Source organism: Rhizobium sp. TRM95796 (assembly GCF_025779995.1).
GTDB lineage: Bacteria > Pseudomonadota > Alphaproteobacteria > Rhizobiales > Rhizobiaceae > Rhizobium_E.
The window spans coordinates 1-22316 of sequence record NZ_JAOXHE010000002.1 but is presented as its reverse complement, the minus strand read 5'-3'; the positions used below and the strand labels follow the sequence as shown (position 1 = coordinate 22316).

General features: G+C 61.3%; 15 protein-coding genes and 1 tRNA gene. 15 read left to right on the top strand and 1 reads right to left on the bottom strand.

Going from position 1 to position 22316, the window contains the following annotated elements:
- The first annotated feature begins 61 nt into the window (after window positions 1-61).
- The 12 genes from OCK01_RS06215 (at window position 62) to OCK01_RS06160 (ending at window position 18224) form a co-directional block, all read left to right on the top strand.
- Complete coding sequence (locus tag OCK01_RS06215; protein WP_263823375.1) at window positions 62-2515, top strand: penicillin-binding protein 1A; 2454 nt, start codon at window positions 62-64, stop codon at window positions 2513-2515.
- 99 nt (window positions 2516-2614) lie between these two features.
- Window positions 2615-3746 (top strand): peptide chain release factor 2 gene (gene prfB, locus OCK01_RS06210; RefSeq protein ID WP_182826483.1). Its coding sequence is split into 2 segments (ribosomal slippage): window positions 2615-2683 and window positions 2685-3746, totalling 1131 coding nucleotides; the frame shifts between segments, so codons are not numbered across the junction.
- Between the two features lie 220 nt (window positions 3747-3966).
- Window positions 3967-4042: transfer RNA gene (locus OCK01_RS06205), tRNA-Trp, on the top strand.
- A 164-nt stretch (window positions 4043-4206) separates the two neighbouring features.
- On the top strand, window positions 4207-4398 hold the full coding sequence (gene secE / locus OCK01_RS06200) for a preprotein translocase subunit SecE (protein WP_182829253.1): 192 nt from the start codon (window positions 4207-4209) through the stop codon (window positions 4396-4398).
- Between the two features lie 19 nt (window positions 4399-4417).
- On the top strand, window positions 4418-4948 hold the full coding sequence (nusG, locus tag OCK01_RS06195) for a transcription termination/antitermination protein NusG (protein WP_182826482.1): 531 nt from the start codon (window positions 4418-4420) through the stop codon (window positions 4946-4948).
- A gap of 184 nt (window positions 4949-5132) precedes the next feature.
- Window positions 5133-5561 carry a 50S ribosomal protein L11 gene (gene rplK / locus OCK01_RS06190; RefSeq protein ID WP_182826481.1) on the top strand — a complete coding sequence of 143 codons (429 nt, stop codon included), beginning with the start codon at window positions 5133-5135 and terminating at the stop codon, window positions 5559-5561.
- 3 nt (window positions 5562-5564) lie between these two features.
- Window positions 5565-6260, top strand: coding sequence for a 50S ribosomal protein L1 (gene rplA, locus OCK01_RS06185; protein ID WP_182826480.1), 696 nt, complete (start codon window positions 5565-5567; stop codon window positions 6258-6260).
- 326 nt (window positions 6261-6586) lie between these two features.
- Window positions 6587-7105 carry a 50S ribosomal protein L10 gene (gene rplJ, locus OCK01_RS06180; protein ID WP_137153694.1) on the top strand — a complete coding sequence of 173 codons (519 nt, stop codon included), beginning with the start codon at window positions 6587-6589 and terminating at the stop codon, window positions 7103-7105.
- 59 nt (window positions 7106-7164) lie between these two features.
- Window positions 7165-7536 carry a 50S ribosomal protein L7/L12 gene (gene rplL / locus OCK01_RS06175; protein WP_182826479.1) on the top strand — a complete coding sequence of 124 codons (372 nt, stop codon included), beginning with the start codon at window positions 7165-7167 and terminating at the stop codon, window positions 7534-7536.
- 194 nt (window positions 7537-7730) lie between these two features.
- Complete coding sequence (rpoB, locus tag OCK01_RS06170) at window positions 7731-11867, top strand: DNA-directed RNA polymerase subunit beta (RefSeq protein ID WP_182826478.1); 4137 nt, start codon at window positions 7731-7733, stop codon at window positions 11865-11867.
- Window positions 11868-12065: 198 nt separating this feature from the next.
- A complete protein-coding gene (gene rpoC / locus OCK01_RS06165; RefSeq protein WP_263823374.1) occupies window positions 12066-16274 on the top strand; it encodes a DNA-directed RNA polymerase subunit beta' in 4209 nt (1402 codons plus the stop codon).
- A 471-nt stretch (window positions 16275-16745) separates the two neighbouring features.
- A complete protein-coding gene (locus tag OCK01_RS06160; RefSeq protein ID WP_263823373.1) occupies window positions 16746-18224 on the top strand; it encodes a calcium-binding protein in 1479 nt (492 codons plus the stop codon).
- Window positions 18225-18283: 59 nt separating this feature from the next.
- Here the strand turns inward: OCK01_RS06160 and OCK01_RS06155 are convergent, their stop codons facing one another.
- Complete coding sequence (locus OCK01_RS06155; RefSeq protein ID WP_182826475.1) at window positions 18284-18574, bottom strand: transcriptional regulator; 291 nt, start codon at window positions 18572-18574, stop codon at window positions 18284-18286.
- A gap of 577 nt (window positions 18575-19151) precedes the next feature.
- Between OCK01_RS06155 and rpsL the strand changes: the two genes are divergently transcribed.
- The 3 genes from rpsL to fusA all read left to right on the top strand — a co-directional run bounded on the left by rpsL (window position 19152) and on the right by fusA (window position 22179).
- Window positions 19152-19523, top strand: coding sequence for a 30S ribosomal protein S12 (gene rpsL, locus OCK01_RS06150; protein ID WP_137153564.1), 372 nt, complete (start codon window positions 19152-19154; stop codon window positions 19521-19523).
- A 61-nt stretch (window positions 19524-19584) separates the two neighbouring features.
- Window positions 19585-20055, top strand: a complete 471-nt coding sequence (gene rpsG / locus OCK01_RS06145) for a 30S ribosomal protein S7 (protein WP_137153565.1) — start codon at window positions 19585-19587, stop codon at window positions 20053-20055.
- Between the two features lie 24 nt (window positions 20056-20079).
- On the top strand, window positions 20080-22179 hold the full coding sequence (gene fusA, locus OCK01_RS06140) for an elongation factor G (protein WP_263823372.1): 2100 nt from the start codon (window positions 20080-20082) through the stop codon (window positions 22177-22179).
- Window positions 22180-22316 lie beyond the last annotated feature (137 nt).

Sequence of the window (22316 nt, the reverse complement as noted above, 5' to 3'; positions counted from 1 at the left end):
GGTAAAACATGTCCCGGCGCGTCGCGCGTTCGGCGGTCGATCAATGCGCGGAAAGAATTCCATGATCAGACTTATCGGCTATTTCTTCGGCTTGGGAACGATGCTGTTCCTCGCAGCGGCGATGGTGGTGTCTCTCTATCTCGACGAAGTGACCCGGGATCTGCCCGACTACGAAGTGCTCGCCAATTACCAGCCGCCGGTGACCACCCGCGTGCATGCCGACAATGGCGCGCTGATCGCCGAATATGCGCATGAACGCCGTCTGTTCCTGCCGATCCAAGCCATTCCCGACCGCGTCAAGGCCGCGTTCCTCTCCGCCGAAGACAAGAATTTCTACCAGCACGCCGGCGTCGATTTTCAAGGTCTCCTGCGCGCGCTCGCGGTCAACATCCAGAATGTCGGCTCCGGCCGCCGGCCGATGGGCGCCTCCACCATCACCCAGCAGGTGGCCAAGAACTTCCTGTTGACCGCAGACCAGACGATCGACCGCAAGGTCAAGGAAGCGATTCTCGCTTTCCGCATCGAGCAGGCCTATTCCAAGGACAAGATCCTCGAACTCTATCTCAACGAGATCTTCTTCGGGCTGAATTCCTATGGTCTGGCCAGCGCCGCGCTGACCTATTTCGACAAGCCGGTCACCGAACTGACCATCGCCCAGGCCGCCTATCTCGCCGCGCTGCCGAAAGGCCCGGCCAATTATCATCCGTTCCGCAAGCGCGACGCCGCAATCGAGCGCCGCAACTGGGTGATCGACCGCATGGTCGAGAACGGTTATGTCTCCCGTGACGACGGCGAGGCGGCCAAAAAGGAAGACCTCGGCGTCAGCGCCACGAAGAACAACAGCTATCTGTTCGCTTCCGACTATTTCGCCAGCGAAGTGCGCCGCCAGCTGATCGAGAAATACGGCAAGGACGCGCTTTATGAAGGCGGCCTGTCGGTGCGCACCTCTCTCGATCCGGCGATGCAGCTCTACGCCCGCAAGGCGTTGCAGGACGGCCTGATCAGCTACGATCAGGTCCGCGGATTCCACGGCCTCGTCGACAAGATCGAGATCGGTTCCGACTGGGGCGTTCCGTTGTCGAAGATCACGCCGCTTCGCGATGTTCCCGAATGGCGGCTCGCCGTGGTGCTCGCCGCCGACAAGTCCGGCGTCGATATCGGCATCCGGCCCGAGGTCGACGCGGCCGGCCGCATCGAGGAGGCCCGCACCACCGGTCGCATCGCCGCCGAGGACATGCGTTGGGCTTACCGTTCGGCTGCCGGCGACCGGGCGACGGCGAAAAACCCCACGGGCGTGTTGAATACGGGCGACGTGGTCTATGTCCAGCCCCTCGACGGCAAGGAGGGCGCCTACCGTCTGCGGCAGACGCCGAGAGTGCAGGGCGGTTTCGTCGCGATGGACCCCAATACCGGCCGCGTGCTCGCCATGGCCGGCGGCTTCTCCTTCGCCCAGTCCGAATTCAATCGCGCCACCCAGGCGATGCGCCAGCCGGGGTCGTCGTTCAAGCCCTTCGTCTATGCGGCGGCGCTCGACAACGGCTATACGCCCGCCTCGGTCATTCTCGATGCGCCGATCGAAATCGTCTCCGGCGGCCAGGTCTGGCGGCCGCAGAACTACGGCGGCGGATCGGCCGGCCCGTCGACGCTGCGCCTCGGCATCGAAAAGTCGCGCAACTTGATGACCGTCCGTCTGGCCAACGACATGGGCATGGGCATCGTCGCCGAATATGCCGAGCGTTTCGGCATCTACGACAAGATGAACCCGGTGCTCGCAATGTCGCTGGGTTCCGGGGAAACCACGGTGCTGCGCATGGTGTCGGCCTATTCCGTGCTGGCCAACGGCGGCAAGCAGATCAAGCCGACCTTGATCGACCGCGTGCAGGACCGTTACGGCAAGACGATCTTCAAGCATGAGGAGCGGGTCTGCCAGACCTGCAATGCGCGCGAATGGGACAGCCAGAACGAACCCGACGTGCTCGACAATCGCGAGCAGGTTCTCGATCCCATGACCGCCTATCAGATCACCTCGATCATGCAGGGCGTGATCCTGCGCGGCACCGCCGCGGGCAAGATCAAGCTCGACAGCGACGTCGCTGGCAAAACCGGCACCACCAATGACGAAAAGGACGCCTGGTTCGTCGGCTATACGCCCAATCTGGTCGCCGGCGTCTATATGGGTTTCGACGATCCCAAGCCGATGGGCCGTGGGGGCACGGGCGGCTCTTTGTCGGCGCCCTTGTTCAACGAGTTCATGCAGGCGGCCCTCAAGGGTCACAAGCCGGAGAAATTCATCATGCCCGAAGGCATGAAGCTCATCCCGGTCAACCGCAAGACCGGCATGATGGCGGTGGAAGGCGATCCGGACACCATCGTCGAGGCCTTCAAGCCCGGCACCGGCCCGGCCGACGTCTATTCGGTCATCGGCGCCGAGGGCTATGCCTCGCCCGAGGAAATCCTCAACTCCTCGCAGCAGGCCAAGGACGCGATCGTCAACGGATCCGGCGGCCTGTTCTGACGATCCACGCCCGACGGCGACCGGGAAGGCGGGTTTACAAGGCCCGCCGGGCGCTCTAAAGCACAGCCGCTCAATTCGTGGGAAGGAAGACATCCGCACATGCGCAACGAAACAATCAATGTCATCGACGAAATCAAGCAGGCCATAAGCCTGCTGAGGAGGCATCTTTGACTGGGATCAGGCCGTAAGACGTCTGGATTGGCTGAACAACAAGGCCGAAGATCCCAATCTCTGGAACGACCCCTCCGAAGCCCAGAAACTGATGCGCGAGCGCCAGCAGCTGGACGACAGCATCACCAGCGTTCGCAAATTCGAGGCGAGCCTGCAGGAGAACATCGACCTCATCGAGCTCGGCGAGATGGAGGACGATGACGAGATCGTGCAGGTGGCGGAAGCCTCGCTCAAGGACATGCTCGCGGAAGCCAACCGGCGCCAGGTCGAGGCGATGCTGTCGGGTGAAGCCGACGGCAACGACACCTATCTGGAAGTCCATTCGGGCGCCGGCGGCACCGAGAGCCAGGACTGGGCCAACATGCTTCTGCGCATGTACACCCGCTGGGCGGAGCGCCAGGGCTTCAAGGTCGAAGTGCTGGAAATGCATGACGGCGAAGAAGCCGGCATCAAGTCGGCGACGATTCTGGTCAAGGGCCACAACGCCTATGGCTGGCTGAAAACCGAATCGGGCGTGCACCGGCTCGTGCGAATCTCTCCTTATGATTCGAACGCGCGTCGCCACACCTCGTTCTCGTCCGTCTGGGTCTATCCGGTCGTCGACGACTCGATCAATATCGAGATCAACGAAAGCGACTGCCGCATCGACACCTACCGCGCCTCGGGCTCGGGCGGCCAGCACATCAACACTACCGATTCGGCGGTGCGCATCACCCATATTCCCTCGGGAATCGCGGTGGCGTGCCAGCAGGAGCGCTCACAGCACAAGAACAAGGCCAAGGCCTGGGACATGCTGCGGTCGCGACTCTACGAGGTCGAACTCGAAAAGCGCGAAGCGGCGGCGAATGCCGAGGCGGCGTCCAAGACCGATATCGGCTGGGGCCATCAGATTCGCTCCTATGTGCTGCAACCCTACCAGATGGTGAAGGACCTGCGCACCGGCGTCGAGAGTTCGGCCCCGTCCGACGTGCTCGACGGCGCGATCAGCCCGTTCATGGAAGCCGCCCTTGCCCACCGCATCAGCGGCAAGGGCGACGCCGTGGTCGACGATCTCGGCTGACAGACCGGACCCTTACGACGAACAAAGCCCGGGCCGCGGCGACGCGCCCGGGCTTTTTCATCTGTCGCTCGAAGTCCGCGAGCGCCCGAGCAGGCGAGGGACATATGTGAATTGTGATCCCCGACCTGTAAAAAAGCGCTTGTGTTTTCAGAACGAATTGAATACTTAGCCGCTGTCCGAGACGAAGGGCGCTTCTCAGCGAACGACGTCGAAGGCGAATAGGGGTATAGCTCAGTTGGTAGAGCGACGGTCTCCAAAACCGTAGGCCGGGGGTTCGAGCCCCTCTGCCCCTGCCAGTTCACAGCATTCCTGAAAGCGTAAACGCAAATTAAGAATGCGGAAGACGCCGTATTTTCCCTCTTGTGAAAAAGGGAATCGGCGGTTATGTAGGGTTCAAACAGACACGCGGCGCGTGGGGCTGGAAAACCGGCTTTACGCGCCGAAATGGCGTGAGCAGTCAATGGCATCGAAAACCAATCCATTCACGTTTCTGCAGCAGGTCCGCTCCGAGACGTCGAAAGTTACTTGGCCTACGCGGCGCGAGACGATGATCTCGACCATGATGGTGTTCGTCATGGCCGGCGTTGCCGCGGTGTTCTTCTTTGCCGCCGATTGGGTGATGGGTTATGCCATCTCCCTTATCCTCGGTTGATCGGTTCGGAGAATTTCTGATGGCTGCGCGCTGGTATATTGTTCACGCTTATTCGAATTTCGAGAAGAAGGTCGCTGAATCGATCGAGGACAAGGCTCGCCAGAAGGGCTTGAGCCATCTGTTCGAAAAGATCGTGGTTCCGACCGAGAAGGTGGTTGAAGTGCGCCGCGGCCGGAAGGTCGATTCCGAGCGCAAGTTCTTCCCGGGCTATGTGATGGTTCGCGCGAACCTCACCGACGAGGCCTACCATCTCATCAAGAATACGCCGAAGGTCACCGGCTTCCTTGGCTCCGAGTCCAAGCCGGTTCCGATCCCCGACTCCGAAGCCGACCGCATCCTCAACCAGGTGCAGGACGGCGTCGAGCATCCCAAGCCGACGGTCTCGTTCGAGATCGGCGAACAGGTTCGCGTCGCGGACGGTCCCTTCGCCTCCTTCAACGGCATCGTTCAGGATGTCGACGAGGAGCGCTCCCGCCTCAAGGTGGAAGTATCGATTTTCGGGCGCGCCACTCCGGTCGAGCTCGAATACGGTCAGGTCGAAAAGGTCTGATCTCCGGACGCCGGCTTGCCGGCGTCTCGCGTGGAAGGCGCGGATCTCTAGCCGGATCCTTCTGAGCGCCGCACCACGCAACCGCAGCCGCCGGTTCTGACGAATCGGCAAACAGGCCGGGCAACCGGTCCAGTCGGTTCATGGTCGCATGTCGATCTGAACCTTGTGTGAAAAAGGCAGAGAAATGGCTAAGAAAGTTGCAGGCCAGCTCAAGCTGCAGGTCAAGGCCGGCTCGGCGAACCCGTCGCCGCCGATTGGTCCTGCGCTCGGTCAGCGCGGCATCAACATCATGGAATTCTGCAAGTCGTTCAACGCGGCTACGCAGGAAATGGAAAAGGGTATGCCGATCCCGGTCGTCATCACCTATTACCAGGACAAGTCCTTCACCTACGCGATGAAGCAGCCGCCGGTGTCTTACTTCCTCAAGAAGGAAGCCAAGATCACCTCCGGCTCCAAGACGCCGGGCAAGGCCAAGGCCGGTTCGATCACCGCCGACCAGGTGCGCAAGATCGCCGAAGCCAAGATGAAGGATCTGAACGCCGCCGATATCGACGGCGCGATGCGCATGATCGAGGGCTCCGCCCGCGCCATGGGCCTGGTAGTGGAGGGCTGATAGATGGCGAAGCTTGCAAAGCGTCTGCAGAAGATTACCGAAGGCATCGACCCGAACAAGGCCTATGTCGTTTCCGACGCCATTTCGATGGTCAAGGAACGCGCTGTCGCCAAGTTCGACGAAACCATCGAGATCTCGATGAATCTCGGCGTCGATCCGCGCCATGCCGACCAGATGGTCCGCGGCGTGGTCAACCTGCCGAACGGCACGGGCAAGAATGTCCGCGTCGCCGTCTTCGCACGCGGCGCCAAGGCTGACGAAGCCAAGGCCGCCGGCGCCGACATCGTCGGCGCGGAAGACCTGCTCGAAACCGTCATGGGCGGCAAGATCGACTTCGATCGCTGCATCGCGACCCCCGACATGATGCCGCTCGTCGGCCGTCTCGGCAAGGTTCTCGGCCCGCGCGGCATGATGCCGAACCCGAAGGTCGGCACCGTGACCGTCGACGTCGCCGGCGCCGTCAAGGCGTCCAAGGGCGGCGCGGTCGAATTCCGCGTTGAAAAGGCCGGCATCGTGCATGCCGGCGTTGGCAAGGCTTCCTTCGACGCCAAGGCGCTCGAAGAAAACATCAAGGCGTTCGCCGACGCGGTGGTAAAGGCCAAGCCGGCCGGCGCCAAGGGCAACTATGTCAAGAAGATCGCGATCTCCTCGACCCAGGGCGCTGGCGTCAAGGTCGATCCGTCGTCGCTGACCGCCTGATGGAATTCCGGCGCCCGAGCGATCGGGCGCCGAGCATGGTTTCCAGCCTTCGGGCTGGAAATTGCCGGTTCGCCGGCAAAGTTCCTGTCCGAGATTGCAGGTGGGCCTACCTTAATCAATTGGCCTGCATGAGACGGGTAAGATCCGGTTTCCGCGGATGAATGTCCGCAAAGAACGGTTCGAACCTTGGATGCCTTGTGCTGTATCCCCGAGGGGATGCGCGCGAGGGGACAGGATCCTCAAGCGTCGCTTGGGATCGCTCCCATGCGGCAAAAGGCAACCCGGTGACTCTGCATTCTCGCAGCGTCACCTACTGGAGTGAGACAGTGGATAGAGCGGAAAAACGCGAATTCGTCTCCGAACTGAACGGAGTCTTCAAGGCTTCGGGCTCAGTCGTCGTGGCGAGCTATTCCGGCGTCACGGTCGCGCAGATGAACGATCTTCGTTCGAAAATGCGCGCTGCCGGCGGCACCGTAAAGGTCGCGAAGAACCGCCTGGCCAAGATCGCTCTTCAAGGCACTGAGTCCGAACAGATCGGTGATCTGTTCAAGGGTCAAACGCTGATTTGCTTCAGCGAAGACCCGATCGTGGCTCCGAAGATCGCGTCCGAATTCGCCAAGACCAACGACAAGCTGGTCATCATTGGCGGTGCGATGGGCGCGACTGCGCTGAACGCTGAAGGCGTCAAGGCGCTTGCGACCCTGCCGTCGCTTGATGAACTGCGTGCGAAGCTTGTGGGTATGATTCAGACCCCGGCCACCCGCATTGCTGGCGTTCTTCAGGCCCCGGCTGGCCAGCTGGCCCGCGTTTTCAACGCATATGCCGAGAAGAGCGAAGCCGCATAAGGCGGTACTTCGCTGTCACTTGAACCAACCAAGATCGAACCTAAATAAGGAATACAAAAATGGCTGATCTCGCAAAGATCGTTGAAGACCTCTCGGCCCTGACCGTCCTGGAAGCCGCCGAACTCTCCAAGATGCTCGAAGAAAAGTGGGGCGTTTCCGCCGCTGCTCCGGTGGCTGTCGCCGCCGCTGCTGCTGCTCCGGCCGCCGCTGTCGAAGAGAAGACCGAGTTCGACGTGATCCTCGCCGACGCCGGCGCGAACAAGATCAACGTCATCAAGGAAGTCCGCGCCATCACCGGCCTGGGCCTCAAGGAAGCCAAGGACCTGGTCGACGGCGCTCCGAAGCCCGTCAAGGAAGCCGTGTCCAAGGCCGAAGCCGAAGACATGAAGAAGAAGCTCGAAGCGGCTGGCGCCAAGATCGAGCTGAAGTAATTCAGACGGTGGAGAGCGGCTCGGTTCGGGCCGCTCTTCTTTCCGTTGCTGTGAACCTGTTACCCAAAAGCCTGGACCAGGCTTTTGGGTATTGGGTTCTAAAGATAAGAGTTCCCCGATATATGACGGAGCCGTGTGGCCAGCGGCCCTCCGTCTGTTGCAGGCCCGAATGCTATAAGCGATAAGGAGCGACGATGGCTCAGACCCTGTCTTTCAATGGTCGTAGGCGCGTACGCAAGTTTTTCGGAAAGATCCCGGAAGTGGCGGAGATGCCGAACCTCATCGAGGTTCAGAAGGCGTCCTACGACCAGTTCCTGATGGTGGAAGAACCTGAAGGCGGACGTCCCGACGAGGGACTAAACGCCGTATTCAAGTCCGTGTTCCCGATCACCGATTTTTCCGGCGCGGCTATGCTCGAATTCGTGTCCTACGAATTCGAGCCGCCGAAGTTTGACGTGGATGAATGCCGTCAGCGCGATCTGACCTACGCAGCGCCGCTCAAGGTGACGCTGCGCCTGATCGTGTTCGATATCGACGAGGACACCGGGTCCAAGTCGATTAAGGACATCAAGGAACAGTCCGTCTACATGGGCGACATGCCGCTCATGACCAACAACGGCACCTTCATCGTCAATGGCACCGAGCGCGTCATCGTCTCCCAGATGCACCGTTCGCCGGGCGTGTTCTTCGACCATGACAAGGGCAAGAGCCATTCTTCGGGCAAGCTGCTGTTCGCCGCCCGCGTCATCCCCTATCGCGGTTCCTGGCTCGACATCGAGTTCGACGCCAAGGACATCGTCTATGCGCGCATCGACCGTCGCCGCAAGATCCCCGTGTCGTCGCTGCTCATGGCGCTCGGCATGGATGGCGAAGACATCCTGTCGACCTTCTACACCCAGTCGCTCTACCAGCGCGACGGCAAGGGATGGCGCGTGCCGTTCCAGCCCGACACGCTGAAGGGTCAGAAGGTCATCGCCGACCTCATCGACGCCGACACCGGCGAAGTCGTGGTGGAAGCCGGCAAGAAGCTCACGCCGCGCCTGCTGCGCCAGTTGACCGAAAAGGGCCTCAAGGCCCTCCGCGCCTCCGACGACGATCTCTACGGCAACTTCCTCGCCGAGGACATCGTCAACCCGAACACGGGTGAGATCTATCTCGAAGCCGGCGACGAAATCGACGAGAAGACGCTTCCGGTCATTCTCGACACCGGTTTCGACGAAATCCCGGTTCTCGACATCGACCATATCAACGTGGGCGCCTATATCCGCAACACGCTGCATGTCGACAAGAACCAGAATCGTCAGGACGCCCTGTTCGACATCTACCGCGTCATGCGTCCGGGTGAGCCGCCGACGATGGAATCGGCGGAAGCCATGTTCCAGTCGCTGTTCTTCGACGCCGAGCGCTACGACCTCTCGGCCGTCGGCCGCGTGAAGATGAACATGCGCCTCGACCTCGACGTGGCCGACACCGTGCGCGTGCTGCGCAAGGACGACATCCTCGCCGTGGTGAAGATGCTGGTCGACCTGCGCGACGGCAAGGGCGAAATCGACGACATCGACAACCTCGGCAACCGCCGCGTCCGCTCGGTCGGCGAACTGATGGAGAATCAGTACCGTCTCGGCCTGCTCCGCATGGAGCGCGCGATCAAGGAACGCATGTCCTCGATCGAGATCGACACGGTCATGCCGCAGGATCTGATCAACGCCAAGCCGGCCGCCGCCGCCGTCCGCGAATTCTTCGGCTCGTCGCAGCTGTCGCAGTTCATGGACCAGGTGAACCCGCTGTCGGAAATCACCCACAAGCGCCGTCTGTCGGCGCTCGGCCCGGGTGGTCTGACCCGCGAGCGCGCAGGCTTCGAAGTCCGCGACGTGCATCCGACCCACTATGGCCGCATCTGCCCGATCGAAACGCCGGAAGGTCCGAACATCGGTCTCATCAACTCGCTCGCGACCTTTGCCCGCGTCAACAAATACGGCTTCATCGAAAGCCCGTATCGCAAGATCGTGGACGGCAAGGTCACCAGCGACGTGATCTACCTCTCGGCCATGGAAGAAGCCAAGTACTACATCGCCCAGGCGAATGCCGTGCTCGGCGAAGACCAGTCGTTCTCGGAAGAATTCGTCGTCTGCCGTCACGCCGGCGACGTGATGCTCGCGCCGCGCGACACGATCAACCTGATGGACGTTTCGCCCAAGCAGGTCGTCTCGGTCGCCGCCGCGCTCATTCCGTTCCTTGAAAACGACGACGCCAACCGCGCTCTCATGGGCTCGAACATGCAGCGTCAGGCCGTGCCGCTCTTGCGCGCCGAAGCGCCGTTCGTCGGCACCGGCATGGAGCCGATCGTGGCCCGCGACTCCGGCGCCGCTATCGGCGCCCGCCGCGCCGGCGTGGTCGACCAGGTCGATGCGACGCGTATCGTCATCCGCGCCACGGAAGGCCTCGAAGCCGGCAAGTCCGGCGTTGACATCTACCGCCTGCAGAAGTTCCAGCGTTCGAACCAGAACACCTGCGTCAACCAGCGTCCGCTGGTCACCGTGGGCGACGTGGTCAACCGCGGCGACATCATCGCCGACGGCCCGTCGACGGATCTCGGCGATCTGGCGCTCGGCCGCAACGCGCTCGTCGCGTTCATGCCCTGGAACGGCTACAACTACGAAGACTCGATCCTGCTGTCCGAGCGCATCGTGTCGGACGACGTGTTCACCTCCATCCACATCGAAGAATTCGAAGTGATGGCGCGCGACACCAAGCTTGGTCCGGAAGAAATCACCCGCGACATTCCGAACGTGTCGGAAGAAGCGCTGAAGAATCTCGACGAAGCCGGCATCGTCTATATCGGCGCCGAAGTTCAGCCGGGCGATATCCTGGTCGGCAAGATCACCCCGAAGGGCGAAAGCCCGATGACGCCGGAAGAGAAGCTCCTGCGCGCCATCTTCGGTGAAAAAGCCTCCGACGTTCGCGACACGTCCATGCGCATGCCCCCGGGCACCTACGGCACCGTCGTGGAAGTGCGCGTGTTCAACCGTCACGGCGTCGAAAAGGACGAACGCGCCATGGCGATCGAGCGTGAGGAAATCGAACGCCTCGCCAAGGACCGTGACGACGAGCAGGCCATTCTGGACCGCAACGTCTACGGTCGCCTGATCGAGATGCTCAAGGGCCATGTCGGCATCGCCGGCCCCAAGAGCTTCAAGAAGGGCGCCGAACTGACCCATTCCCTGATCGCGGAATATCCGCGTTCGCAGTGGTGGATGTTCGCCGTCGAAGACGAAAAGGCGCAGAGCGAACTCGAAGCGCTCCGTGGTCAGTATGACGAGTCCAAGTCGCTGCTCGAACAGCGCTTCATGGACAAGGTCGAGAAGGTCCAGCGCGGCGACGAAATGCCCCCGGGCGTCATGAAGATGGTCAAGGTCTTCGTCGCTGTGAAGCGCAAGATCCAGCCGGGCGACAAGATGGCCGGCCGTCACGGCAACAAGGGCGTGGTGTCTCGCATCGTTCCCGTCGAAGACATGCCGTTCCTCGAAGACGGCACGTCCGTCGACGTGGTGCTGAACCCGCTCGGCGTGCCCTCGCGCATGAATGTCGGCCAGATCCTCGAAACCCATCTCGGCTGGGCTTGCGCCGGCATGGGCAAGAAGATCGGCGCGATGATCGAAGCCTATCGCGAAGGCGGCAATATCGAGCCGCTGCGGATCACCATGGATGAGCTGATGGGCCAGGGCCCCAAGGCTGAACCCGTCAAGGATCTCGACGACGAGTCGCTGGTGCGCCTCGCCGAACAGTCCAAGAAGGGCGTCTCCATCGCCACTCCGGTGTTCGACGGCGCGCATGAGGCCGACATCAACGTGATGCTGAAGGAAGCGGGTCTTTCCGAGACCGGCCAGTCTCAGCTATATGATGGTCGTACGGGCGAGCCTTTCGACCGTCCGGTGACCGTCGGCTACATCTACATGCTGAAGCTGAACCACCTCGTGGACGACAAGATCCACGCCCGTTCGATCGGCCCGTACTCGCTCGTGACCCAGCAGCCGCTGGGCGGCAAGGCGCAGTTCGGCGGTCAGCGCTTCGGGGAAATGGAAGTCTGGGCTCTGGAAGCTTACGGCGCCGCCTACACCTTGCAGGAAATGCTGACGGTGAAGTCGGACGACGTGGCCGGCCGCACCAAGGTGTACGAAGCGATCGTGCGCGGCGACGACACGTTCGAAGCGGGCATTCCCGAGAGCTTCAACGTTCTCGTCAAGGAAATGCGGTCGCTCGGCCTGTCGGTGGAGCTCGAAAACTCGGTGGTCGAAGAGACGGCCGGAGAGCTTCCGGACGCGGCGGAATAACATCATAGAGGCGGCGCGCGGTTTTTCCCGCGCGCCGCGTCACGCTTTGGTCCGTTTCGCATGTCATAGCGTTGAGTCGGACGAGGGTGTGGAGCGCGGCGCAGGCCGCGGTTTTCCATTTTTAGGAAGCGACGATTTTCGTCGACAAGAATCGTCAGCGCTTCCATTTCAGGGTTTGGCGCCCCCAAGGAGACAGGCATGAACCAAGAGGTCATGAATCTTTTCAACCCGCAGGCACCGGCACAGGTCTTCGATTCCATCAGGATTTCGATCGCCTCGCCCGAGAAGATTCTTTCCTGGTCCTACGGCGAAATCAAGAAGCCGGAGACCATCAACTACCGCACCTTCAAGCCGGAGCGCGACGGTCTGTTCTGCGCGCGCATCTTCGGGCCGATCAAGGATTACGAATGCTTGTGCGGCAAGTACAAGCGCATGAAGTACAAGGGCATCATCTGCGAGAAGTGCGGCGTGGAAGTCACGCTGTCGCGCGTTCGCCGCGAGCGCATGGGTCATATCGAGCTCGCCGCGCCCGTCGCCCATATCTGGTTCCTGAAGTCGCTTCCCTCGCGCATCTCGACGCTGCTCGACATGACGCTGAAGGATGTCGAGCGCGTTCTCTATTTCGAACATTACATCGTCACCGAGCCGGGCCTGACCGCGCTCAAGGAGCGTCAGCTCCTGACGGAAGAAGAATATATGCTCGCCGTGGACGAATACGGCGAAGACCAGTTCACCGCCATGATCGGCGCGGAAGCCATCTATGAAATGCTCGCGAGCCTCGAGCTTGAGCGCATCGCCGGCGAACTGCGTTCGGAACTGGCCGACACCACCTCGGATCTCAAGCAGAAGAAGCTGATGAAGCGCTTGAAGATCGTCGAGAACTTCATCGAATCCGGCAACCGTCCGGAATGGATGATCATGAAGGTCGTGCCGGTGATCCCGCCGGATCTGCGTCCGCTCGTGCCGCTCGACGGCGGCCGTTTCGCGACGTCGGATCTGAACGATCTGTACCGCCGCGTGATCAACCGTAACAACCGCCTCAAGCGCCTGATCGAACTGCGCGCGCCGGGCATCATCATCCGCAACGAAAAGCGCATGCTGCAGGAAGCTGTGGACGCGCTGTTCGACAACGGCCGTCGCGGCCGCGTCATCACCGGCGCCAACAAGCGTCCGCTGAAGTCGCTCTCCGACATGCTCAAGGGCAAGCAGGGCCGCTTCCGCCAGAACCTGCTCGGCAAGCGCGTCGACTATTCCGGCCGTTCGGTCATCGTGACCGGTCCGGAACTCAAGCTGCACCAATGCGGCCTGCCGAAGAAGATGGCGCTCGAACTGTTCAAGCCGTTCATCTACGCCCGCCTCGACGCCAAGGGTTTCTCCTCGACCGTCAAGCAGGCCAAGAAGCTGGTCGAAAAGGAAAAGCCGGAAGTCTGGGATATCCTCGACGAGGTCATCCGCGAGCATCCGGTGCTGCTCAACCGCGCGCCGACCCTGCACCGTCTGGGCATCCAGGCCTTCGAACCCACGCTGGTCGAAGGCAAGGCGATCCAGCTGCATCCGCTCGTCTGCACCGCCTTCAACGCCGACTTCGACGGCGACCAGATGGCCGTTCACGTGCCGCTGTCGCTCGAAGCCCAGCTCGAAGCCCGCGTGCTGATGATGTCGACCAACAACATCCTGCATCCGGCCAACGGCGCGCCGATCATCGTGCCGTCGCAGGATATGGTTCTCGGTCTCTACTATCTCTCGATCGTGGCTGAGAACGAGCCCGGTCAGGGCATGGTGTTCTCTGACATGGGCGAGCTGCAGCACGCGCTCGAAACCAAGACGGTGACCCTGCACACCAAGATCAAGGGCCGTTTCAAGAGCGTCGACGCCGAAGGCAAGCCGACCTCGAAGATCTATGAGACGACCCCGGGCCGCATGATCGTCGGCGAACTCCTGCCGAAGAACCCGATGGTTCCCTTCGATGTCTGCAACCAGGAACTGACCAAGAAGAACATCTCCAAGATGATCGACACGGTCTACCGCCACTGCGGACAGAAGGACACGGTCATCTTCTGCGACCGCATCATGCAGTTGGGCTTCGCCCATGCCTGCCGCGCCGGCATTTCCTTCGGCAAGGACGACATGGTTATCCCGGCGTCGAAATACACGATCGTCGACGAGACCGAAAACCTCGTCAAGGAATACGAGCAGCAGTACAATGACGGCCTGATCACGCAGGGCGAAAAGTACAACAAGGTCGTCGACGCCTGGGGCAAGGCCACGGAAAAGGTCGCCGACGAGATGATGAAGCGCCTGAAGGCCGTCGAATTCAAGGACGACGGCCGTCAGAAGCAGATGAACTCGATCTATATGATGAGCCATTCGGGGGCCCGCGGTTCGCCCAAGCAGATGTCGCAGCTCGGCGGCATGCGCGGCCTGATGGCCCGTCCGGACGGTTCGATCATCGAAACGCCGATCACGTCGAACTTCAAGGAAGGCCTCACCGTCAACGAGTACTTCAACTCGACCCACGGCGCCCGCAAGGGTCTGGCCGACACCGCGCTGAAGACCGCGAACTCGGGTTACCTGACCCGTCGTCTCGTCGACGTGGCGCAGGACTGCATCGTGACGCATGTCGATTGCGGCACCGATACGGGTCTGACCATGACGGCGATCATCGACGCCGGTCAGGTCGTGGCCTCCATCGGCACGCGCATCCTCGGCCGTACGGCGCTCGACGACATCGACAATCCGTTGACCGGCGAGCGCATCGTCGAGGCGGGTCGCATGATCAACGAGTATGACGTGATCGCGATCGAGAAGTGCGGCATCCAGTCGGTTCGCATCCGCTCGGCCCTGACCTGCGAAATCCGCACCGGCGTCTGCGGCGTCTGCTACGGTCGCGACCTGGCGCGCGGCACGCCCGTCAATATCGGCGAAGCTGTCGGCGTCATCGCCGCGCAGTCGATCGGCGAGCCGGGCACGCAGCTGACGATGCGCACCTTCCACCTTGGCGGCACCGCCACCGTGGTCGACAGCTCGTTCCTCGAAGCGTCCTATGAAGGCACGATCCAGCTCAAGAACCGCAACCTGCTGCGCAACTCCGACGGCAATCTCGTCGCCATGGGCCGCAACATGTCCATCACCATTCTCGACGAGCGTGGCGTGGAGCGGTCGTCGCAGCGCGTCGCCTACGGTTCGAAGATCCTGGTCGACGACGGCGACAAGGTGAAGCGCGGTCAGCGTCTTGCCGAGTGGGACCCCTATACCCGCCCGATGCTCACGGAAGTGGCCGGCCGGATCGAGTTCGAAGACGTGGTCGACGGTCTGTCGGTCACCGAATCGACCGACGAATCCACCGGCATCACCAAGCGTCAGGTCATCGACTGGCGTTCGACCCCGCGTGGTTCGGATCTGAAGCCCGCCATCGTCCTCAAGGACGAAATGGGCAACATTCTGAAGCTCGCGCGCGGCGGCGACGCCCGTTACTTCCTGTCGGTCGAGGCCATTCTGTCGGTCGAGCCGGGCACGAAGGTCAGCCAGGGCGACGTGCTTGCGCGTTCGCCGATGGAAAGCGCCAAGACCAAGGACATCACCGGTGGTCTGCCGCGCGTGGCCGAACTGTTCGAAGCGCGCCGTCCGAAGGATCACGCCATCATCGCCGAGATCGATGGCACGATCCGTCTGGGCCGCGACTACAAGAACAAGCGTCGCGTCATCATCGAGCCTGCGGAAGACGGCGTCGAGCCGGTCGAATACCTGATCCCGAAGGGCAAGCCGTTCCATCTTCAGGACGGCGACTTCATCGAGAAGGGCGACTACATCCTCGACGGCAACCCGGCGCCGCACGACATTCTGGCGATCAAGGGCGTGGAGGCTCTGGCTTCCTACCTCGTGAACGAAATCCAGGAAGTCTATCGTCTGCAGGGCGTGTTGATCAACGACAAGCACATCGAAGTCATCGTGCGTCAGATGCTGCAGAAGGTCGAGATCACCGAGCAGGGCGACTCCAGCTATATCCCGGGCGACAATGTCGACCGGATCGAGCTGGACGAGGTCAACGAGCGTCTCATCGAAGAAGGCAAGAAGCCTGCTTACGGCGAGCCCGTGCTGCTCGGCATCACCAAGGCGTCGCTGCAGACCCCGTCCTTCATCTCGGCCGCGTCCTTCCAGGAAACGACCAAGGTGCTCACGGAAGCTGCGATCGCCGGCAAGCGCGACACGCTGCAGGGCCTCAAGGAAAACGTCATCGTCGGCCGTCTCATCCCGGCCGGCACCGGCGGCACCATGACCCAGATCCGTCGCATCGCCACGGCGCGCGACGAGATGATCCTCGAAGAGCGCAAGCGAAGCTCCGGCGCCGACGCGGCGACCCCGATGCTGCAGGATCTGGCCGGCGAGGCCGCTCCCGCCGCCGAGTGATCGTAACGGTCTGCCATATGCGGGACGCCGGGGGGAAACCTCCGGCGTTTTATTGCCGCCTGGGTCTCCGCTCGGTGACATGGTCCTTTGCCTGTTTGCGCTTGCTGAGCCTTCTGTAGCGTATCTGTCCCCGATTGGTGACATGGCCGTTCTGGCTAAGCGAGATATCGCGTCCGTCTGTGTTGAGGCATGATGATAGACGCTGGCAGTACGGACCGGATCAATCGTGGCGGAAGTCAAACCCGCGTCGGCCGCGGGGGCGTGCGAGCATGAGTATATTCGAGTGTCACGGGCTGGCTTAAAGGCTCCCGTCGGCCGCCGTCGTCTCCACACGCCATATTTCATCATTAAGTTTTGAATTGACGGTTCGCCACTCAATTGGGGGTTGTTCGGGCGGTTGTCTTCGATGATCATTCTTGCCGTTAAGAAATGGCGCAGTTCAACGCGGACCCACGCGACAGGGGGACATCCATGGCGACCATCCGAATTGAAAATGGGATGCCGGACTTCGGCTGGTTCGAGGATTTCTACAACGCGTCCAGCCTCAGCCTGAAGACCAAGTCAACGACCAAGGCAGTCTTCGAGGATAAGAATGGCGCCGAGATCGTGCTGGCGGGAAGCGGTCTCGCCTTCAGGTCCGGAGAGATCGTCGCAGGCGTGGTCACGGGCGTCTACTTGCTTGACGAGAATGGCGCCAGGCTCATCAGCGTGTCGAAGGACTCCTATTCCGGCAAAAGCTTGTCCGGCTACATCAACGACGCAAATCTCTGGGGCCTGATGACCGAACTCACCAAAGGCGACGACAAATTCATTGGTGGAAAGGGTGCCGACAGCCTGAGCTTCGGCGACAACAACGGCAACGACACGATGATCGGTGGGGTCGGGGGCGACTATATCGCCGGCTCGAGGGGGGATGATGTCTTGACCGGCGGGGACGGCAAGGACGAGTTCGACACGCTCAGCTACGAAGAGACCTATTGGCGTAGCGACGACAGGAAGGGCATCGTGCTCAACACGAAGATGGGCATCGTCACCGACAGCTGGGGCGACACCGATAAGATAGAGGGTTTCGAGGAACTGCGCGGCTCCGTTTATGCCGACAAGATGACGGGCAGCGCCGAAGATGAATCCTTCATGGGCATGAAGGGTAATGACGTCATCGATGGCGGCGGCGGAAAGGACACGCTGCGCTATCACCGCGACGATCGATTTGACGGCCAAAAGGGCATCGTCGCCGATCTCTCCAAGGGAACGGTAAAGGACGGCTTCGGCAATGTCGACACCGTGAGGAACTTCGAAGACGTCTATGGCGCCTATCACAACGACACGTTCGTTGGAGACGGCAAGAACAACATGTTCCGGGGAATCTCGGGGACCGACAGTTTCGACGGTAAGGGCGGCATTGACGAGATCAGCTTTCGCTGGTGGGAAGATTTGGAACAGCACGGAGCTATCGTCGATCTATCGAAGTCAAAGGGCCAGATCATCGACGACGGCTTCGGCAATATCGAAACGGTGAAGAATATCGAGGCCGTCGGCGGCTCTCAATTTGCCGATAAGATCTCGCTCGGCGCCAGCAATGGCTGGGCCTGGGGTGACGACGGGAACGACCGCCTGACCGCAGGCGTCGGCCAGCAATGGTTCGGTGGCGGCGCCGGGGCCGACAGGTTCGTTTTCGCCTCGTTCAAGGCGCTCGGCGTCGGCCCGAGCGCCCGCGACTTCATCGACGACTTCTCCCATTCTCAGGGCGATCGTATCGACCTGCAGGGGGTGGGAGACCTGGTCTTCAAAGGGAAGGGCGCCTTTTCCGGCGCGGAAGGCGAGATCCGCTACACAGTATCAAGTGACAACACCCTGCTCTCGACCGATCTTGACGGCGACAGGAAAACCGACGTTCAGATCATGCTCGGCGGGAAGATTGCGCTCGTGGCCAGCGACTTCATCCTCTGAAAGAAAAGCCCGGCCGCGCGGTTTGGGCGGCCGGGCTCCTCATCCGCATCAAAAGAGCGTCAGGAAAACCGGATGATCGAGACGTCGCCTTCGAGCGCGCCCTGATAGGCGGAGGCGTGCGGCTCCTCGTCGGGTTCTCCCATGATCGTGCCGATCTGATCGAGGTCGGCTTCGTGGAAACCTTCTTCCGTCAGCGCGTTCAGCGCCTCGCGGACGGCGGTGTCGTCATCGGGAGCCCGCAGCATGATATGGACATCGACGCCGTCTTCGTCATCTTCGAGATAGGCCTTGCCGATGATGATGAAGACAAAGCCGTCCTTCGGCGCGTTGTCGTTGACGGGATCTTCCATATGTGACGCTTTCTTTTTGTCTGGGAGAGGGCGGGCCGCCCCGGTTGCGGAACCGATTCCTGAGGAATCACCTGTGGATGCGAAGCGCGAGAACGGCGCTGTTGACGCGAATCTATCGACTCCGGCCGGTCGGCACAAATATATTGTAGCGACGCGGCGGGTTTTTACCCTTGATTAAGGTTGTCGAATTCTTGCGCCTGCGTGCGGTTTCGGCTCATATCGGCTCCAAACCCGCGGTTTCCACCCGGTTGCCGTAAAAAAACGGCGCCGCCCCTTGACTGTGAAGGGGAATGCATCTAGTACGCCGACCATCAGAGCCGATGTGGGGCTGGCTGGTTCGGGACGACGCGTCCTGGAGTTCGTCCCAAACAAGGTTCATCATAGCACGTTGTTTTGCGATTGCTGCACGCATGATTCCTCTTTTTGCGGAGGAATCCTCTGTTTCATCGGATCCACACGCTCACTATGGCGGTGCATCCGATTTTTGCGCATGAAACATCGACATGCTTGAGAGCCGGAGACGGCGTAACGAGTGCCCGAAAGGGTCCAGGAAAACAGTTTCTAAAGGGATGGTTACATGCCTACCGTAAACCAGCTGATCCGCAAGCCGCGTCAGGCACAGGTCAAGCGCAACAAGGTTCCTGCTCTGCAGGAAAACCCCCAGAAGCGTGGTGTTTGCACCCGCGTGTACACGACCACGCCGAAGAAGCCGAACTCGGCTCTGCGTAAGGTTGCCAAGATCCGCCTGGTGAACGGCTTCGAAGTCATCGGCTACATCCCGGGTGAAGGCCACAACCTTCAGGAACACTCCGTGGTGATGATCCGCGGCGGCCGCGTCAAGGACTTGCCGGGCGTGCGTTACCACATCATCCGCGGCGTTCTCGACACCCAGGGCGTCAAGAACCGCAAGCAGCGCCGCTCCAAGTACGGCGCCAAGCGTCCGAAGTAATATTGGCCGCCTCCGCGCCTTGCGCGCGGCGGCTCCCTGATCAAGTTGAGAGACGAAAAATATGTCCCGTCGTCATAGTGCAGAAAAGCGCGAGATCAATCCGGATCCGAAGTTCGGCGATCTGGTTGTGACCAAGTTCATGAACGCCATCATGTATGATGGCAAGAAGTCCGTCGCCGAGCGCATCGTTTACGGCGCCTTCGACGCCGCCCAGGCCAAGGCGAAGGCGGAGCCGATCGCTCTGTTCCATCAGGCGCTCGACAACATCGCCCCGCATGTGGAAGTTCGCTCCCGCCGCGTCGGCGGCGCGACCTACCAGGTTCCGGTCGACGTCCGTCCCGAGCGCCGTCAGGCCCTCGCCATCCGCTGGCTGATCACCGCCGCCCGCAAGCGCAACGAAACGACCATGGTCGATCGTTTGTGCGGCGAGCTGCTGGACGCCGCCAACAACCGCGGCTCCGCCGTCAAGAAGCGCGAAGACACGCACAAGATGGCGGAAGCCAACCGCGCGTTCTCGCACTATCGCTGGTAATCATCGAGAGAAAGGCAGTCTCCAATGGCTCGCGAATACAAGATCGAAGACTACCGCAATTTCGGCATCATGGCCCACATCGACGCCGGCAAGACGACGACCACCGAACGTATCCTCTACTACACCGGTAAGTCCCACAAGATCGGCGAAGTCCATGACGGCGCTGCCACGATGGACTGGATGGAGCAGGAGCAGGAACGCGGCATCACCATCACGTCCGCCGCCACCACGACCTTCTGGAAGGGTCGCGACGGCAAGCAGCGCCGCTTCAACATCATCGACACCCCAGGCCACGTCGACTTCACCATCGAAGTCGAGCGTTCGCTGCGCGTGCTCGACGGCGCGGTCGCCCTGCTCGACGCCAACGCCGGCGTTGAGCCGCAGACGGAAACTGTCTGGCGCCAGGCCGACAAGTACAACGTCCCGCGGATGATCTTCTGCAACAAGATGGACAAGACCGGCGCGGACTTCTACCGCTCCGTCGAAATGATCAAGACCCGTCTCGGCGCGACCCCGGTCGTCTGCCAGCTGCCGATCGGCGCCGAAAGCGATTTCAAGGGCGTCGTCGACCTGATCGAGATGAACGCTCTGGTGTGGCGCGACGAATCGCTCGGCGCCCAGTGGGACGTCGTCGAGATTCCGGACGACCTGAAGGAAAAGGCTGAAGAGTTCCGCGAGAAGCTCATCGAGACCGTCGTCGAAATCGACGAAGCCGCGATGGAAGCCTATCTCGAAGGCAACATGCCCGACAACGACCAGATCCGCGCGCTGATCCGCCGCGGCACGATCGACGTCAAGTTCTTCCCGTTCTTCTGCGGTTCGGCCTTCAAGAACAAGGGCGTTCAGCCGCTGCTCGACGCCGTCGTCGACTTCCTGCCGTCGCCGATCGACATTCCGGCGATCAAGGGCATCGACGCCAAGACCGAAGCGGAAATCGAGCGTCACGCCGACGACAGCGAACCGCTCTCGATGCTGGCGTTCAAGATCATGAACGACCCCTTCGTCGGTTCGCTCACCTTCTGCCGCATCTATTCCGGCAAGCTCGAAAAGGGCTCGTCGGTCATGAACACGGTCAAGGACAAGCGCGAGCGCGTCGGCCGCATGCTGCAGATGCACTCCAACAGCCGTGAAGACATCGAAGAAGCCTTTGCGGGCGACATCGTGGCTCTCGCCGGTCTGAAGGACGCGACCACGGGCGACACGCTCTGCGACCCGCTGAAGCCGGTTATCCTGGAACGCATGGAATTCCCCGAGCCGGTCATCCAGATCGCCATCGAGCCGAAGTCCAAGGGCGACCAGGAAAAGATGGGCCTCGCGCTCAACCGTCTGGCGGCCGAAGATCCGTCCTTCCGCGTCAAGACCGACGAAGAATCGGGCCAGACCATCATCGCCGGCATGGGTGAACTCCACCTCGACATCCTCGTCGACCGCATGCGTCGCGAATTCAAGGTCGAAGCCACCGTCGGCGAGCCGCAGGTCGCCTATCGCGAAACCATCACCCGCGAGCACACCGAGGACTACACCCACAAGAAGCAGTCCGGCGGCACCGGTCAGTTCGCCCGCGTCAAGCTGGTGTTCAAGCCGAACCCGGATGGCGAAGAGTTCAAGTTCGAGTCCAAGATCGTCGGCGGCGCGGTTCCGAAGGAATACATCCCCGGCGTTGAAAAGGGCATCCAGAGCGTCATGAGCTCCGGTCCGCTCGCCGGCTTCCCGATGCTCGGCGTTCATGCGACGCTGATCGACGGCGCCTTCCACGACGTCGACTCCTCGGTCCTCGCCTTCGAAATCGCCTCGCGCGCCTGCTTCCGCGAAGCCGCCAAGAAGGCCGGCGCGCAGCTGCTTGAGCCGATGATGAAGGTCGAAGTCGTCACGCCGGAAGACTATGTCGGCGATTGCATCGGCGACCTGAACGCGCGTCGCGGTCAGATCCAGGGTCAGGAAAGCCGCGGCGTGTCCGTGGTGATCAACGCCCATGTGCCGCTCGCCAACATGTTCAAATATGTCGACAAGCTGCGTTCGATGTCTCAGGGCCGCGCTCAGTACTCGATGGTGTTCGACCATTACGCGCCGGTTCCGGCCAACGTCGCCCAGGAAATCCAGGCTAAGTATTCCGGTCAGCGTTGACCGGAATACACCACCCGATTTTGAAGTTACGCCTTCGGGCGAGAGAATGGAGAGCCTACTATGGCAAAAGGTAAGTTTGAGCGGAATAAGCCGCACGTGAACATTGGCACGATCGGTCACGTCGACCACGGCAAGAC